The following is a 15,098-nucleotide window of genomic DNA, read 5'->3' as shown; positions in this document are numbered from 1 at the left end:
TTCCTTCTCGGGTCAACGTGAACGTGCCGGGATCAGGCCGGTCACCCGGCTGCCCAGTTGCTTGAGTACCGCCTGCGGTACGACGACCAGGACGTAGACGAGCAGCCCCGCGCCGCCGGCCACGGCCAGGTGGACGAAGGGGATGCCGTCGCTGATGACGGTGACGAGCGTCACCGTGACGGCGGCGCAGAGCACCCCGCCGAGCACCGGGCGCCCCAGGGCGGAGACGACCGGGCCCAGGACGACGCCCGCGCGGCGCATCGTCAGCACGGAAAGCGGTACGGCGACCACCAGCGCGACCACCGCGTGGGCGATCGCCGCGCCGCGGATGCCGCCCACCTGGGCGCCCAGGATCAGGCTGGGAATCAGCGCGACCGCCCAGCCGAGGTTGAGCCACATGGTGGCCTTGGTCGCGCCCATGGCGGCCAGGATGTCCACCACCAGCGCCGTCATCATCCGCACGACCATGAGGACCGACAGGAAGCTCAGCACCTCGGCGGCCGGTTCCCAGCGCGGGATGTACAGGAAGCCGATCACCGCGGGCGCGAGCACGCCCAGCAGGACACCGAACGGCAGCACGATGGACAGCAGCAGCGGTATGGCCCGCTGCACCCCCTCGGAGACCGAGTCACCGCCCTGCTCGGCGAGCCTGGAGAAGCTGGGCAGCGCGACGTAGCGCACCGCGGTGCCGACGAGCCCGGGGACCCAGCTGGAGATGTTGAAGGCCAGCAGGTAGAAGCCGAGTTGCTCGGCGCCGAGGGCGTCGCCGACGATGACGGAGTCGACGTTGAGCAGCAGGCCCTCGATGCCGAGGGTGACGCACAGCGGCAGCCCGAAGACCAGCAGCTTCTTGGCCATGGCGCGGTCGAGGCCGAAACCGACCTTGACCCTGGCGTACAGGACGACCAGCACCCCGGTGGCGACGGCGCCCAGGAGCTGACCCCAGGCGAAGCTGTAGGCCCCGGCGCCGTTGGCGGCGAGGGTGATGGTGACCGGCGCGGTCACCAGGAAGCCGACCAGGTTGGCCTTGGTGAGCTTGTCCTGCTCGAACCTGCGCAGCAGTGCCGCGCTGCGCACGGCGGTCAGGCCGTAGACCAGGTTGACCGCCGTGAGGACCCGGATCACCCCGGTCGCGCTCTCGCTGCCGGACATCTCAGCGAAGTAGGGGGCGAAGACCCAGAAGAACGCGTACAGGAGGGTGCTCGACGTGATCGCGACGACCGTCGCCGTCGGCGCCATCTCCTCAAGCTTGCCCCGCCACTGCACGGTGGCCGCGATGATGCCCGCGTCGTTGATGTAGATGACGAACTGGCTGGCGGCCAGGGCGATGGCGAAGATGCCGAACTCCGCCGGCACGAGCAGCCGGGCCATGACCAGGCTCATGGCGAAGGAGCCCGCCTTCATCACCATGTTGCCCAGCACGCTCCACCGCAGCCCCCGGCCCGCCTGGCGGCCGATCTCCCCGAGCTGGGAGGCGGGCGTGTCCGGCCCGCCCTCCGGATCGGGGGCCCCGGACTCCACCTTCGTCACGACCGGCCCGGAGTCCTGCGTGTGTTCCATCTCTTACCTTTCACCGTTCGCCGCCGAACCGCCGTCGCCGCAGCGTCCCGGTCCGATCAGGCGGGCTCGTGGACCCGCTCAAGCCAAATCTCCCGCCAGAACGGGAGGAACTGCCGGGGGCAGCTCACGCTGTACGCGCCCGCGCAGACGATGTCCTCAAGGATGATGCAGGGGCTCTTCATCGTGAGCATGCGACCGGTCTTCTCGTCGATGCACCGGTCGACCCGGGAGAGGACCCGCGCGGTCTTCCCGCAGTACCGCGACATCTCCTCCTCGAACCCCATCCCCCGGTTGAGCAGGTCCTGGTTGAGGGTCTTGAGGATCTCCTCCTTGGGCTTGATCCGGACGAGCTCTCCCGGCTGGAGGTCGAGCGTCATGCTCGGCGTCGCCCCGGTGAGCCGCCCCTTGACGAAGCCCCATTTCAGGCCGCCCCTGATCTGCAGCCACGACGGCAGGAACCGCCGGCTGCGCTCCTGGTAACGGTTGAACAGGCCGACCAGGAGCGCGCGGAGCGTGAAGAACACACTCGCGTTGCCCGTCTTCACGTCCGTGACGTACTGCCCGAACTCCTTCAGCGGCAGGCAGGTCGGCGCGGCGCGCAGCAGCTCGGTCGCCTGGCAGGAGTAACGCTCCTGCCCGTCCTCCCCCGGCTCCTTCCTGGACGCCACCTCCAGGATGGGCAGCAGCGCGCGGCCCTTCGCCAGACCCCCTGACCCCTCGGCCTCCTTGGCCGGTTCCGGCTCCGGGGAACCGGGATCGACCCGCTTGAGCCAGGACTCCTTCCAGTACATCAGGCAGGCCGTCTGGCATCCGCCGTGCGCCGACCCGTCGCAGCGCGCCCCGGTGAGGTGTACGGCACGCTCCATCCTGCGCATGCCACTGCGGCTGATGGTGTCGCACAGTTTGTAGGCGACCTTGTGCACGGTGAGCCGCTTCCCGCAGAAAGCCAGCATCTCCGGCATGAAGGGCAGCTCGTCGAGCTCTCCCCTCTCGTCCAGAGTGGCCATGATCTCGGCCTCGCTCAGGACCTCAACCGTCTCCCCCACCCGGAGGTTGAGCACCCCGGGCTCCGTGACGGCCTGCAACCGCGTCATCTCCACTACTCCTTGAGGAGTCCTGCACCACGCAGGGCCTGTGCCGCTTCCGCCACGACGGCGAAGGGCAGGTCTGACTTTTCGGCGATGTCGAGCAGGGTGTGCTCTCCGTCGGAGAGGTTCAGCACCCACAACATCGCCATCTGGGCCTGCTTGGTGTCGCTACGGCCCCCCAGCGAGCCGTACAGTCCCCGCCGGCCGAGCTGCGGCTCGCCGTACGGGCTGAGGTTGAGGTAACGGCGGTTGCCTTCGAGCACCCGCGTCACCTCCCAGCAGGTCTCCAGCGTGTCGGCCATCGCCTCGGGCGAGACGAAATCCGGGTTGTCGCCCGAGGTGTGGTACTCCGGGTATCCGGCGTACGGCGTCCTGGTGAGGGAGCCGACGGGCAGGTTGAATCCGGGCGAGCAGTACTGCCGCTCGTCGTAGCCGTACGGGGAGAAGTCCAGGATCGTGTGCTCACGCCCCGAGGAGCGCAGAACGTGCCGGACCGCCCTGTCGATCTCGGCGTCGGCCCGCCTGCTGCGCTTGTAGGTCAGCGATCCGCTGTCGCCCGCGCAGGCCAGCACCAGGCCGTGCTTGACGCGCCCGGCGCGCTCCCTGTTGCGCGCCAGCCAGGTGATGGCGCCGATGGTGCCCGGCGCGAACACGAACCGGTAGGTGTAGTGCGGGTCGCTCTTCGCGAGCCGCCGGGCGAGGCGGGTGGCGACCGCGACGCCCGCGAGGTTGTCGTTGGCCAGGGAGGGGTGGCAGACGTGGCAGGAGATGAGTACCTCGTCGGTGCTGCGCCCCGGCACGACGTGCTCGCCGTAGGTGAGGTGACCGTCGGCGAGCGTCGAGTCGATCACCACCTCGTACGGCCCCGGCCCCATCGCCGCCAGGGTGTTCTCCCTGAGGCAGAAACCCCAGGTCTCGGCGTAGTAGCTGGTGCGGTACGGAACCAGGTCCGGCTGTTCGGGCAGGGTGTGCAGGTGCCCGCGCAGCTCGTCGAGGGTCATGGTCGCCGAGACCGGCACGCTGTAGCCGACCACGTGCAGGTTCGACGCGGCGAAGTCGATCACCCGCTCGCCCGAGGGGTCCTTGACGTAGGCGTCGCGGATGTTCCACTCTCTGGGCACGGTCCAGTCGAGGACCTCGGTGCCGGTCGGCACCTCGCTGACCTCCAGCGGGATCTCCCCGGAGACGATCTCCAGCGTACGGCGCAGCCCGTCGCCGGTGATGCTCCTGCAGAGCGGGTAGAGCCGCTCGACCAGGGCGTGCATCTCACGGCCCTCGGTCTCGCGGCTCTCCCCTGCTGCCGTCTGGGGGGCGTCAGTTGTCACCGACGCCCGCCTCACGCGGTCTCATCGTCTCGTCCACGGTGCCGTCGGCGCTCCTGGCGGCCAGCTTGGCGAGCCGGGTGAAGCTGTTCTTGAACAGGTCCTCGGTCATCCCGAACCTCCGGTAGGCGTCGACCAGTTCGGCCGCGCCCGCCTTGACGCTCCAGCTCGCCTCGTAGCCGGGCAGCGCCGCACGGATGCGGGAGAAGTCGACCCGGTAGGAGCGCGGGTCGGCGCCCGCCTCACCGGTGATGACGAGCTTGGAGCCGGGAACCGCCTCCACGACCTCGGCCGCGATGTCCGCGACGGTCACGTTGTTCTGCTCGGTGCCCACGTTGAACGCCCTGGCGTGTACGGCCTCCCGCGGGGCGGCCAGCGCGAGCACGAACGCCTCGGCGATGTCCTTGGCGTGGACCAGCGGGCGCCAGGGGGTGCCGTCGGACAGCACCCGCACCTCGTTGGTCAGCAGGGCGTGGCCGACCAGGTTGTTCAGCACGATGTCGGCGCGCAGCCTGGGCGAGAACCCGAAGGCGGTGGCGTTGCGCATGAAGACGGGGGTGAAGTCGTCGTCGGCCAGCGCGGTCAGGTCGTCCTCGACCCGGACCTTGGACTCGGCGTACGGCGTCACCGGACGCAGCGGCGCCTCCTCCCCGACCAGCTCGTCGCCGCCGGAGGCGCCGTAGACGGAGCAGGTCGAGGCGTACAGGAACCGCCGCACCCCGGCGTCCCTGGCCAGCCTGGCCAGACGCACCGAGGCGTGGTGGTTGATGTCGTAGGTCAGCTCGGGCGCCAGCGACCCGAGCGGGTCGTTGGACAGCGCGGCCAGGTGCACGACCGCGTCGATCCCGGCCACGTGCTCGGCGGTGACGTCACGCAGGTCGACCCGGTGCCCGGCGGGGTCGGCCGGAGCGGGCCCCAGCAGGCAGTCGGCGAACAGCCCCGAGTCCAGGCCGATCACCTCGTGGCCCGCCTCGGTGAGTGCCGGGGCCATCACAGTTCCCAGGTAGCCCTGGTGCCCGGTCAGCAGCACGCGCATCCGGTTCATCCTCCAGCCAGGTCGAGAGTCATCTTGCTTGTGTAGAACGCCTCCGCGTAGCGCGATTGGCACTCGATGCCGCGGATGCGGGCCAGCCCCAGGAAGGCCTCACGGTCGTACCAGGGGCGTTGCCGTTGTGAGGGGTAGTGCTGTTGGAGCAGGGTCACCTTGGCCTCGGCCACCTCGGGCGTCAGCGGCTGGTAGACCGAGGGCCGCCCGAGGTCGCCGTCCCATTTGACGATCTCGTAGCCGAGTGCCTGGTGACCGCGGAAGGCGGTCGGCACCAGCTTGGCCAGGCCCCGGTGGTCCTGGTGGGCGTCGGCCGGGTTGGGGGCGAGGACCAGGTCGGGATCGGTCCTGGAACGCAGGTCCTCCACCGCGGCCTTGGCCTCCTCCCAGTTGGCCGGCAGCCGCCCGTCGGGCATCTTGAGCACGGTCAGCCGCAGGTCCGCCCCGGGGCAGAAGGCGGTCAGCGCCGCGTGCTCCTCCTCCTCGCGCTCGGTGCCGCCGCCGGAGAGCACCAGGGCGTCGACCCTGAGGCCGGGACGCGCGGAGCAGAGGGTCAGCAGGCTGCCGCCCGCGCCGATGGCGAGGTCGTCGCAGTGGGCGGCGAGCAGGACGACGCCGCCGACCGCCGCGGGCCGGAATCCGATCATCTGGACCGCACCTCCGGTTCGCGTTCCCACAGCGCCCACGGCCGGTCACCCCTGGAGTAGGCCTCGTCGAGCGCGATGCGCTCCTTGACCGTGTCGGTCGGCTTCCAGTAGCCCCGGTGCGGGTAGGCCAGCAGCCTGCCGCGCTTGGCGAGCTGTCCGCAGCCGTCGGCGACGAGGTCACCGCCCGGCGGGATGTGGTCGAAGACCTCCTGGCGGAGCACGAAGTAGCCGCCGTTGATCCACAGTGGCATGTCGCTGACCGGGGTGATCCCTCCGACCATGCCGTCCTCGCCGAGTTCGATGCAGTGGAAGGTCTCCGCGGGCGGGACGACCATCATCGAGGCTCCGGCGTCCGAGGCGGCGAAGCGGTCGATGATCTCCGGCAGCGGCGCGTCGGTGAGCACGTCCGCGTAGTTTGCCAGGAAGATCTCGTCTCCGTCGAGGTGGTCGCGGACCCGGCGCAGCCGTTCGCCGATCGGCGAGTCGATCCCGGTCTGCACGAACGAGATCGACCAGTCGGAGATGTCGGTGGACAGCAGTTCCACCTCTCCCCCGCGCAGGACGAAGTCGTTGGAGGTCGTCTCCTGGTAGTTGAGGAAGAAGTCCTTGATGTGGTGCGCGCCGTACCCGAGGCACAGGATGAACTCGGTGTGCCCGAAGTGTGCGTAGTAGCGCATCACATGCCAGATCAGCGGCCGGGGACCGACGAGCTGCATCGGCTTGGGCACGTCACCGGGGGTGCCGCTGCGCATCCGCGTGCCGTACCCGCCGCAGAAGAGGACGACCTTCACGGGTTCACCTCGACTATCTCCAGGTTCGGGATGGGGAAGACCAGCCGCCCGCCCCACTCGTGGACGTAGGCCAGCTGCGCGGAGAGCTCCTCGCGCAGGTTCCAGGGCAGCACCAGCACGTAGTCGGGCCGGTCCTCGGCGATCCGCTCGGGCGCCACGATCGGGATCCGCGTGCCGGGGGTGAACCTGCCGTGCTTGTACGGATTGCGGTCCACGGTGTAACGCAGCAGGTCGGGCCGGATCCCGCAGTGGTTGAGCAGCGTGTTGCCCTTGCCGGGGGCGCCGTAGCCGACCACGGTCTTGCCCTGCTCCGCGGCCTCGACCAGGAACCTCAGCAGGTCCCGCCGTACCCGGGCGACCCGGGCGGCGAACTCCGCGTATCCGGACAGCTCGTGCAGCCCGGCCGCCTTCTCCGCCGCGAGCACCTCGACCACCCGGGAGGTGGGGTCGCCCGCGACCTCCTGGGGACGCGCCCACAGCCGGATCGAGCCGCCGTGCGTGGGCAGCAGTTCGACGTCGACCAGCGCCAGACCGCCGGAGGCGAGGGCGCGCTGCGCCGAGGCGACCGTGTAGTACTGGAAGTGCTCGTGGTAGATCGTGTCGTACTGGTTGAGCTCCATCAGCGTCAGCAGGTGCTGCACCTCGATGGAGACCCAGCCGTCGTCGGCCACGAGCGCGCGCAGCCCCTGGGTGAACCCGATGACGTCGGGGATGTGGGCGTAGACGTTGTTGGCGACCACGAGGTCGGCGGGACCGTGCTCGGCCCGCACCTCGGCGCCGGTCTCCGGGCCGAGGAAGGCGGTCAGCGTCGGCACGCCCCTGTCCCTGGCGGCCTGGCCGACGTTCTTCGAGGGCTCGACGCCCAGGCAGCGGACGCCCCGGTCGACGACGTGCTTGAGGAGGTAGCCGTCGTTGCTGGCCACCTCGACCACGAACGAGTTCTCGTCGAGCCCGAGCCGGTCGGCCGCCCCGTCGACGAACCGCCTGGCGTGCTCGACCCACGAGGTCGAGTAGGAGGAGAAGTAGGCGTACTCGGTGAAGGTGTCCTCGGGAGTGATCAGCGGCGGGATCTGTGCCAGCCAGCACCCGGTGCACACCCTCAGGTGCAGCGGGTAGGTCGTCTCCGGCTCGTCGACCTGCTCGGCGGTGAGGAACAACTCACAGGGCGGCGTCGCCCCGAGGTCGACCACACTGGCAAGACTCGTGGACCCGCACAGGCGGCACGTTGTCATCAATACGCTCCCTCGCCGCGCGACGCGGCTCGACCGGTGACTTGCAAGATCGTTCCAATGAGGGCGAACCCTAGGATTTCGCCCAGCGGTCCTGGGGTGTTACAGCCACGCGCTGTGTCATGCTTCCGCCCATGGAACCCCTGAGCATCGACGGAGCCTGGTGCCACACCCCGCGTGTCCACACTGACCCGCGCGGCGCCTTCCTGGAGACCTACCGTGCCCATGACCTGCGGGAAGCCGTCGGGCACGCGATCGATCTCGCACAGGTCAACTGCTCGGTCTCCCGGCGCGGCGTGCTGCGCGGCATCCACTTCGCGGACGTGCCTCCTGGGCAGGCGAAGTATGTCACATGCCTCTCCGGCGCCATCCTCGACGTCGTCGTGGACATCCGCGTCGGCTCGCCGACCTTCGGCCGCTGGGAGGCCGTACGTCTGGACGAGGAGTCCCGGCGCGGTCTCTACGTCGCCGAGGGGCTGGGACACGGGTTCATGGCGCTCAGCGAACAGGCCACGGTCTCCTACCTGTGCTCCGAGCCGTACGCCCCGGGCCGCGAACACGGCCTCAACCCCCTGGACCCCGACCTGGGCATCGAGTGGCCCGCAGGCCTCGACCCCGTCCTCTCCGACAAGGACGCCGCCGCCCCCACCCTCAAGGAAGCCCTCGAAACCGGCCTTCTCCCGACCTACGAGGCGTGCCAGGCGTATTACCGGAAACTCGCCACCCAAAGCTGATCCGGTGTCGTGCGTGAGGAGCGTCGGCTTGGGCGCGTCGGTGCTTGGACTGAGGAGCGAAGGAGCGCAGCGGATGAGCGACGAGGGAAAGCATCGACTCAGGGCGCCCAAGCCCCGCGACGCCGAAGGCGGAGCAAAGAAGCACAGCTTAATCACTGACCAGGACTTTCGACTCTCGCAGGGCCTCTCGCCAGTCGCGCATCGGCGGTAGACCGGCCGTGGCCCAGCGGTCGTGGCCCAGCACGCTGTAGGCCGGGCGGGGCGCGGGGCGCGGGAACTCCGTGGAGGAGACCGGCCTGATCCGCCCCGGGTCGGCGCCGAGCAGCGTGAAGATCTCCCGGGCGAGTTCGTACCAGCTCGCCTGCCCGGAGCAGGTGGCGTGATAGATCCCGGGCTCCGGGGCGATCTCGGCCAGTTCGACGATCCGGGCCGCCAGGTCGCCCGCCCAGGTCGGCTGGCCGAGCTGGTCGTCGACGACGTCCAGGGTCGGCCTGCTCCCCTCCAGACCCGCGATCGTACTGACGAAGTTCCCGCCCGCCGCGCCGTACAGCCAGGCGGTGCGCAGGACGTAACCGGTGTGTGGCAGCGTGTCGAGCACGGCGCGTTCCCCGGCCAGCTTGGTCCGCCCGTAGGCGTTGACCGGCGAGGTCGGCGCGTCCTCCGCGTACGGCTCGGCCCCGGTGCCGTCGAAGACGTAGTCGGTCGAGGGGTGGATCATGAGCGCGCCCAGGCGCTCGCACGCCTCGGCCAGCGCCCGCGCACCGTGCCCGTTGACGGCCAGCGCCTCGTCCTCGTGCGTCTCGGCGTCGTCGACCGCCGTCCAGGCCGCGCAGTTGACCACGACGCCGGGCCGGTGCTCGGCGACCACGTCCCGTACGGCCCGCTCGTCACGCAGGTCGAGATCGTCCCTGGTCAGGGCGACGACCGACTCCTCCCGCGCGCGCAACAGGCCGAGCAGTTCGGCGGCGAGCATGCCGGAGGCGCCGGTGACCAGCCACCGGCTCATCCGTTCTCCCCGGCGACGGCCCGTTCCAGGGCGATCTTCTCCTCGGGGGTCCTGTCCTGGGCCTCGGCGGCGGCCTTCCACCAGTCGGGGTTGTCGGCGTACCAGCGGACGGTCGCGGCCAGACCCCGTTCGAACGGCACCGAGGGCCGGTAGCCGAGGGCCCGCAGCCGGGAGTCGTCCAGGGAGTAGCGGCGGTCGTGTCCCTTGCGGTCCTCGACCCGCTCGACCATGTCCCAGTCCGCGTCGCACGCCTCAAGCAGCAGGGTGGTCAGCTGGACGTTGGTCAGCTCCGCCGTACCGGCGATGTGGTAGACCTCGCCGGGCTCGCCGCGCTCGGCGACCAGCCTGATGCCCGCGCAGTGGTCGGCGACGTGGATCCAGTCCCTGACGTTGCCGCCGTCGCCGTACAGCGGCACCTTGCGCCCCTGCAGGAGGTTGGTGACGAACAGCGGGATGACCTTCTCCGGGTACTGGTTGGGCCCGTAGTTGTTGCCGCAGCGTGTGATGGAGACCGGCAGGCCGTGGGTGACCGCGTAGGCCTGGGCGATCATGTCGCCGCCCGCCTTCGCCGCCGAGTACGGCGAGCGTGGCCGCAGCGGCGCGTCCTCGGCCCAGGAGCCGACGTCGATCGAGCCGTAGACCTCGTCGGTCGAGACCTGCACGACCTTGGGGGTCGAGGCTTCGAGGCAGGCCTGCATGAGGGTCTGGGTGCCCAGCACGTTCGTCCTGACGAACTCCCCGGCACCCGTTATGGACCGGTCCACGTGCGATTCCGCGGCGAAGTTGACGACGACGTCGTGCCCGGGGACCACCTCGGCGAGCAGTTCCGCGTCGCAGATGTCACCGAGCACGAACCTGTGCGGGACGCCTCGCAGGTTCGCGAGGTTGCCCGCGTAGGTGAGCTTGTCGAGCACCGTCACCGAGACACCGTCCGCCGCGAGCGTGCGGACGTAGTGGGAACCGATGAAGCCGGCCCCACCGACGACCAGGACCTTCATGAGCTGATCTGCACCTTGCTGTGATCGCCCAGCACGAGGCGGTGGGCTCTGGGGGTGTTGGGGGCGGGGGTGACCTCGACGTCGTGACCGATGAGCGAGGCCTCTATCCGGGAGACCCCGGAGATCGAGGCCCTGGGCAGCACGATCGAGTACTCGATCTCGCTGCCGTCGACCACGCAGTCCGCGGCGATCGAGGTGAAGGGACCGACGTAGCTGTCCAGGATTCGCGCGCCCGCGCCGATGATCGCCGGGCCGACGATGCGGGAGCGTTCGACCACGGCCCCCGGTTCGACGACCACTCGGCCGATCAGCTCGCTGACGTCGTCCACCCGGCCTTCCAGGCGGGTTTCGAGGGATTCGAGCACCAGCCGGTTGACCTCAAGCATGTCGGTGACGTTGCCGGTGTCCTTCCAGTAGCCGGAGATGACGGACGACTCGACCCGGTGACCCCGTTCGATCAGCCACTGGATCGCGTCGGTGATCTCCAGCTCGCCGCGCCACGACGGCTTGAGCTCGGCCACGGCCCGGTGGATCAACGGGGTGAACAGGTAGACGCCGACGAGCGCGAGGTCGCTCTTCGGCTCGGCGGGCTTCTCCTCAAGACCGACGACCCGGCCGTCGCCGTCCAGCTCCGCGACGCCGAACTGCCTGGGGTCGCCGACCTGGGTGAGCATGATCTGCGCGTCGGGCCGGTCCCGGGTGAACCGGTCGACGACGTCGCCGATGCCGCCGACGATGAAGTTGTCGCCGAGGTACATGACGAAGTCGTCCTCGCCGAGATAGTCCCGGGCGATCAGCACCGCGTGGGCGAGCCCGAGCGGTGCCTGTTGCCGCAGGTAGGTGACCTGCAGGCCGAGAGCGGAGCCGTCACCGACGGCCGCCTCGATCTCCGCCTGCGTGTCGCCGACGACGATGCCGATCTCCCTGATCCCGGCCGCCGCGATGGCTTCGAGCCCGTAGAAGAGCACGGGCTTGTTGGCCACCGGGACGAGCTGTTTGGCCGAGGTGTGGGTGATGGGCCGGAGCCGGGTGCCCGACCCCCCGGCGAGCACGAGAGCCTTCACAGCTAGTAAGCCCCTTCTCCGCCCATGACGGCGCTCCATGTCTTCCACAGGATCTGCAGGTCAAGGAAGAGCGACCAGTTCTCGACGTAGCGCAGGTCCAGGCGGACCGACTCCTCCCAGCTGAGGTCGGAGCGTCCGCTGACCTGCCAAAGTCCGGTCATGCCCGGTTTGACGACCAGGCGGCGGCGCACGTCGGCGCCGTACTGCGCGACCTCGCTCGGCAGCGGCGGGCGCGGCCCGACGAGGGACATCTCCCCGCGGACCACGTTGAGCAGCTGCGGCAGCTCGTCGAGGGAGTAGCGGCGCAGGAACGCCCCCACCCGGGTGATCCTTGGATCGTTCCTCATCTTGAAGAGCACGCCGTCGAACTCGTTGCGCTCCTCAAGCTCGACCTTGAGCCGTTCGGCGTTGTTGACCATCGTGCGGAACTTCACGACGTTGAACTCCCGGCCGCCCCTGCCGACCCTGACCTGCCGGAACAGCGCGGGCCCGGAACTGGTCGTCCTGATCAGCAGGCAGATGACCAGCATCGGTACGGCGAGCAGCAGCAGCGCGAAGCCCGCGGCGGCCTTGTCGAACAGGCTCTTGGCGAGCTGTTTGGCGCCGTCGAACTCGGGGTGCTCCACGTGCAGCAGCGGCATTCCGGCCACCGGGCGGATGCTGATCCGGGGTCCGGCGACCTCCATGAGGGCGGGCGCGACGAACAGGTCGGTTCGCGCGTCCTCAAGACCCCAGGCGATCCGGCGCAGCGCGACGCCGTCCAGTTCGGGGCAGGCCAGGATGGCCACGGCGTCGGCGTCCACCTTGGCGACGACGGCGGGGACGTCGCTGAAGCCGCCGAGCACGGGGATCCCGTCCACGTCCATGTCGTCGGGACCGGAGGGCAGGCAGGCCGCGGCCACGGTCATGCCGTGGTGGGGCTGCCTTCTGAGTTGCATGACCAGGTCGAGCACCGACTCCCGGTGCCCGACGGCGACCACCTGACGCATGTACTCGCCGAGGGCGCGCCTGCGGTGCAGCCGCTTGCGCATCCAGTAGCGGAAGGCGACCGTGAGCGCCAGCGCCAGCGGCAGCATGGCCATCACGAAACTTCGGGCGATCGTGGCCTGTGTGGCGTACGCCCCGATCGCGACGGCGGCCGTCAGTCCGACCCCGCCGTCGAAGACCGCACGGAACTCCTCTGTCCCCTCGCCGTGCGCGCGCTTGCGGTAGGCGCCGCCGACTGCCAGGAACAGGGGCCATGCCAGGGCGAGACCGAGCCCGAACAACGCCTCCGTCCTGGGGATGAAGGCGCCGAACCAGAGTCGAACTCCAAGGACGGTCTCACACGCGACAACCGCGCACGCGAGATCGCCGGCCAACAGAATCCGTGCGTAGGATCGCGTCCAGATACTTGGAGCGGTCCGCACTGAATCGCCGAGGAGCGTAGCAGCGGGCTCCTCTGTCCCCACTCTCATACCACCCCACCCAGATGCCCCATCGTTACCAGGTAACGGGACGCGCATCTCATTTCATTGGTTGACAGCTTTCCCGAATGCACCAGGAGCGTGGAAACCCACTGAAATCCTAGTGATCACCTCTGGGCAGGGGAATACAGCCTTACTGTCCACTACTGGCCGAAGAGGGACAGAAGGAACGCCTTGACGGAACGGTCCACGCGTGCACGATTACCACCGGTCGGTTTGAGGGCGCGCCGGACCGCACGACGTCAGTCGTACTCGAAGTCGGGCAGCGGATTGGGAGGATCAGGGCTGCGCCAGACCACGACATGACCCTCACCGAGGCTCTCGACGGCCTCACCGAGCCGCTCCACGTCGAAGTCAGGCAGGTACCGCAGGCGTGCGAGGAAGGTGGTGTCGGTTGCCGATTGTGGCACCACACATCCCTGTCCACCCCGGTTAAGTAAAATGTACAGTATGTCCGACTCGGTTTCCGAGTCACCCTCCACGCGAACTTCGACGACGTCTTCCCAGGCGAGAGCGTCGACGCTGCCGTCCGCGTAGTGACGGGCCACGCCTTCCTCCGTGACGTACACGTAGGAGTCCGGCACTGAATTGCCGTGCATGGCCGCGATTGTGACGACTACCGGGCGCCGGGTGCAAGCCTCATTCGCCCCAGCCGTGATCCAGATGCGCCGCCACCGCCCGCCTCGCCTTTTCCGGCGACCCCTCTCCGATCGCGTCGAGCAGCTCCCGGTGCTCGGCCACCAGCACCTCCCGGTCGGGATAGACCGTGCGCAGCCGTACCAGGCCGAGACGGGTCTCCGCGGCGAGCGAGGTGTAGAGCCGCTCAAGACGCGGGCTGCCGACCGCGACGACCAGGGCCTGGTGCAGCGCCATGTGCTCGGCCACCATCTCCGACCAGGGCGCGTCCGCGGGCAGCGCGGCCATCCTGCCCAGCGCCGCGTCCGCCTCCTCGACCCTGCGCCCGGCCAGCGTGACGGCCATCAGATCCTCAAGGGGGCGCCTGACGAACATCAGGTCGTCGAGATCGGCCACGGTCACCTCGACGACCTGCGCGCTGCGGTGCCGTTCCCGCCTGAGCAACCCCTCGTGCACGAGTACGGCCAGCGCCTCCCTGACGGTCGGGCGGGCCACGCCGTACAGGGTGGACAGCTCCTGCTCGGGCAACGGGGTCGCCGGGGGGATCTCCCCGGAGAGCACCCGCCTGCGCAGCGCGTCGGCGAGGGCGTTCACAGCGGAGACAGGGCGCAGGGGAACGGTCACGCCGAAGACCCTAACGCCGCCACGCGTTCGGGAAGGGCGACCACCACCAGGCTCGCGCCGAGCAGGGCCAGGCCGCAGGCCGAGACGAGCGTGAGCCGCTCACCGAGCACCACGACACCGAGCAGCGCCGCGACCGCGGGCTCGGCCAGGGCGAGGGTCGCCGCGGTGGCCACGGGTGTCACCCGCAGGCCCCTGCCGTACAGGACGTAGGCGAGCGCGGTGGAGACGCAGCCGAGATAGACGGCGGTGAGCAGGCCACGCGGTTCGGCCAGCCAGGCGGTGCCCGTCCACAGCAGGACCGGCAGCATCACCACGGCCGCGCCGCCGAACATCGCGGCCATCACCGCGTCGGAGGGGGCCCCGGTGGCGATCACCCTGGCCGCCGTCACCGCGTAGAACGCGTACAGCAGACCGCCGAGCAGCGCCAGCAGCACCCCGTCAAGGCGCACCTGCCCTCCCCCACCGGTCAGTACGGCACAGCCCGCCACGGCCGCCGCCGTCGCCGCCGCCCAACGCCCCGACGGCACCCGCCTGTCGAGCAACCAGGACAGCAGTCCGGTGAAGACGGGACCGCTGCCGATGGCGACCACGGTGCCGACGGCCACCCCGGTCCTGCCGACGGCGGCGAAGAAACAGAGCTGGTAGGCGGCCACGGCCAGGGCGGCGAGCGGGAGCATCCCCCCTCGGGGCAGCCTGGGCAGGAGTCTGCGCGCGGCGACCACCAGCACCAGCCCTCCGAGGACCAGTCGGGCGGCGGCCAGGGAGACCGGATCGACTCCGGCGGCGAGCATCCCCACGGTGCCCGCGGTCCCCCAGAGCACGGCTGCGGCGACGACGGCGAACTTCATTCGGACATTGTCTGACAACTAGACAATGCCTGTCCAATCC

15 protein-coding genes are annotated in these 15,098 nt (G+C 69.8%); 1 reads left to right on the top strand and 14 read right to left on the bottom strand.

Annotated features, from left to right (window positions below):
• Positions 1-12: 12 nt before the first annotated feature.
• Genes ABZ470_RS19355 through ABZ470_RS19325 form a run of 7 tightly spaced genes read right to left on the bottom strand, consistent with a single transcriptional unit; the run spans position 13 to position 7,685 of the window.
• Positions 13-1,560 carry an oligosaccharide flippase family protein gene (locus ABZ470_RS19355; protein WP_362912594.1) on the bottom strand — a complete coding sequence of 516 codons (1,548 nt, stop codon included), beginning with the start codon at positions 1,558-1,560 and terminating at the stop codon, positions 13-15.
• Positions 1,561-1,616: 56 nt separating this feature from the next.
• A complete protein-coding gene (locus tag ABZ470_RS19350; protein WP_362912592.1) occupies positions 1,617-2,654 on the bottom strand; it encodes a hypothetical protein in 1,038 nt (345 codons plus the stop codon).
• Positions 2,655-2,659: 5 nt separating this feature from the next.
• The gene (locus ABZ470_RS19345) at positions 2,660-3,973 is read right to left on the bottom strand and encodes a DUF4910 domain-containing protein (RefSeq protein WP_362912590.1); all 1,314 of its coding nucleotides are present in this window, start codon (positions 3,971-3,973) and stop codon (positions 2,660-2,662) included.
• Positions 3,963-5,006, bottom strand: coding sequence for an SDR family oxidoreductase (locus tag ABZ470_RS19340; RefSeq protein WP_362912588.1), 1,044 nt, complete (start codon positions 5,004-5,006; stop codon positions 3,963-3,965). The genes ABZ470_RS19345 and ABZ470_RS19340 overlap by 11 nt, the downstream gene beginning before the upstream one ends.
• A 5-nt stretch (positions 5,007-5,011) precedes the next feature.
• The gene (locus ABZ470_RS19335; protein WP_352010851.1) at positions 5,012-5,662 is read right to left on the bottom strand and encodes a PIG-L family deacetylase; all 651 of its coding nucleotides are present in this window, start codon (positions 5,660-5,662) and stop codon (positions 5,012-5,014) included.
• A complete protein-coding gene (locus ABZ470_RS19330; protein ID WP_362912586.1) occupies positions 5,659-6,453 on the bottom strand; it encodes a sugar phosphate nucleotidyltransferase in 795 nt (264 codons plus the stop codon). Before ABZ470_RS19330 ends, ABZ470_RS19335 begins: the two co-directional genes overlap by 4 nt.
• The gene (locus ABZ470_RS19325; protein ID WP_362780764.1) at positions 6,450-7,685 is read right to left on the bottom strand and encodes a class I SAM-dependent methyltransferase; all 1,236 of its coding nucleotides are present in this window, start codon (positions 7,683-7,685) and stop codon (positions 6,450-6,452) included. Before ABZ470_RS19325 ends, ABZ470_RS19330 begins: the two co-directional genes overlap by 4 nt.
• Positions 7,686-7,816: 131 nt before the next feature.
• On the opposite strand from ABZ470_RS19325, the gene rfbC reads away from it, so the two are divergent.
• Positions 7,817-8,416, top strand: coding sequence for a dTDP-4-dehydrorhamnose 3,5-epimerase (gene rfbC, locus ABZ470_RS19320; protein WP_362912584.1), 600 nt, complete (start codon positions 7,817-7,819; stop codon positions 8,414-8,416).
• A 148-nt stretch (positions 8,417-8,564) separates the two neighbouring features.
• Here the strand turns inward: rfbC and rfbD are convergent, their stop codons facing one another.
• The 7 genes from rfbD to ABZ470_RS19285 form a co-directional block, all read right to left on the bottom strand.
• Positions 8,565-9,422 carry a dTDP-4-dehydrorhamnose reductase gene (rfbD, locus tag ABZ470_RS19315; RefSeq protein WP_362912582.1) on the bottom strand — a complete coding sequence of 286 codons (858 nt, stop codon included), beginning with the start codon at positions 9,420-9,422 and terminating at the stop codon, positions 8,565-8,567.
• Positions 9,419-10,420: a dTDP-glucose 4,6-dehydratase gene (gene rfbB, locus ABZ470_RS19310; RefSeq protein WP_362912580.1), complete on the bottom strand. Its 1,002-nt coding sequence runs from the start codon at positions 10,418-10,420 to the stop codon at positions 9,419-9,421. The genes rfbD and rfbB overlap by 4 nt, the downstream gene beginning before the upstream one ends.
• Entirely contained in the window at positions 10,417-11,484 is a 1,068-nt protein-coding gene (locus ABZ470_RS19305; RefSeq protein WP_362912578.1) for a glucose-1-phosphate thymidylyltransferase, read from the bottom strand. The genes rfbB and ABZ470_RS19305 overlap by 4 nt, the downstream gene beginning before the upstream one ends.
• 2 nt (positions 11,485-11,486) lie before the next feature.
• The gene (locus ABZ470_RS19300; protein ID WP_352010858.1) at positions 11,487-12,941 is read right to left on the bottom strand and encodes a sugar transferase; all 1,455 of its coding nucleotides are present in this window, start codon (positions 12,939-12,941) and stop codon (positions 11,487-11,489) included.
• A 251-nt stretch (positions 12,942-13,192) separates the two neighbouring features.
• Positions 13,193-13,549 (bottom strand): hypothetical protein, encoded by a 357-nt coding sequence (locus ABZ470_RS19295; protein WP_352010859.1) that lies wholly within the window; start codon positions 13,547-13,549, stop codon positions 13,193-13,195.
• A 40-nt stretch (positions 13,550-13,589) separates the two neighbouring features.
• Positions 13,590-14,210 (bottom strand): GntR family transcriptional regulator, encoded by a 621-nt coding sequence (locus ABZ470_RS19290; RefSeq protein WP_362912576.1) that lies wholly within the window; start codon positions 14,208-14,210, stop codon positions 13,590-13,592.
• On the bottom strand, positions 14,207-15,058 hold the full coding sequence (locus tag ABZ470_RS19285; RefSeq protein ID WP_362912574.1) for an EamA family transporter: 852 nt from the start codon (positions 15,056-15,058) through the stop codon (positions 14,207-14,209). The genes ABZ470_RS19290 and ABZ470_RS19285 overlap by 4 nt, the downstream gene beginning before the upstream one ends.
• Positions 15,059-15,098: the final 40 nt, after the last annotated feature.

Source organism: Streptosporangium sp. NPDC020072 (assembly GCF_040631445.1).
Classification (GTDB): domain Bacteria; phylum Actinomycetota; class Actinomycetes; order Streptosporangiales; family Streptosporangiaceae; genus Streptosporangium.
The sequence above is the reverse complement of the archived record's forward strand: the minus strand, read 5'-3'. Positions and strand labels throughout refer to the sequence as shown.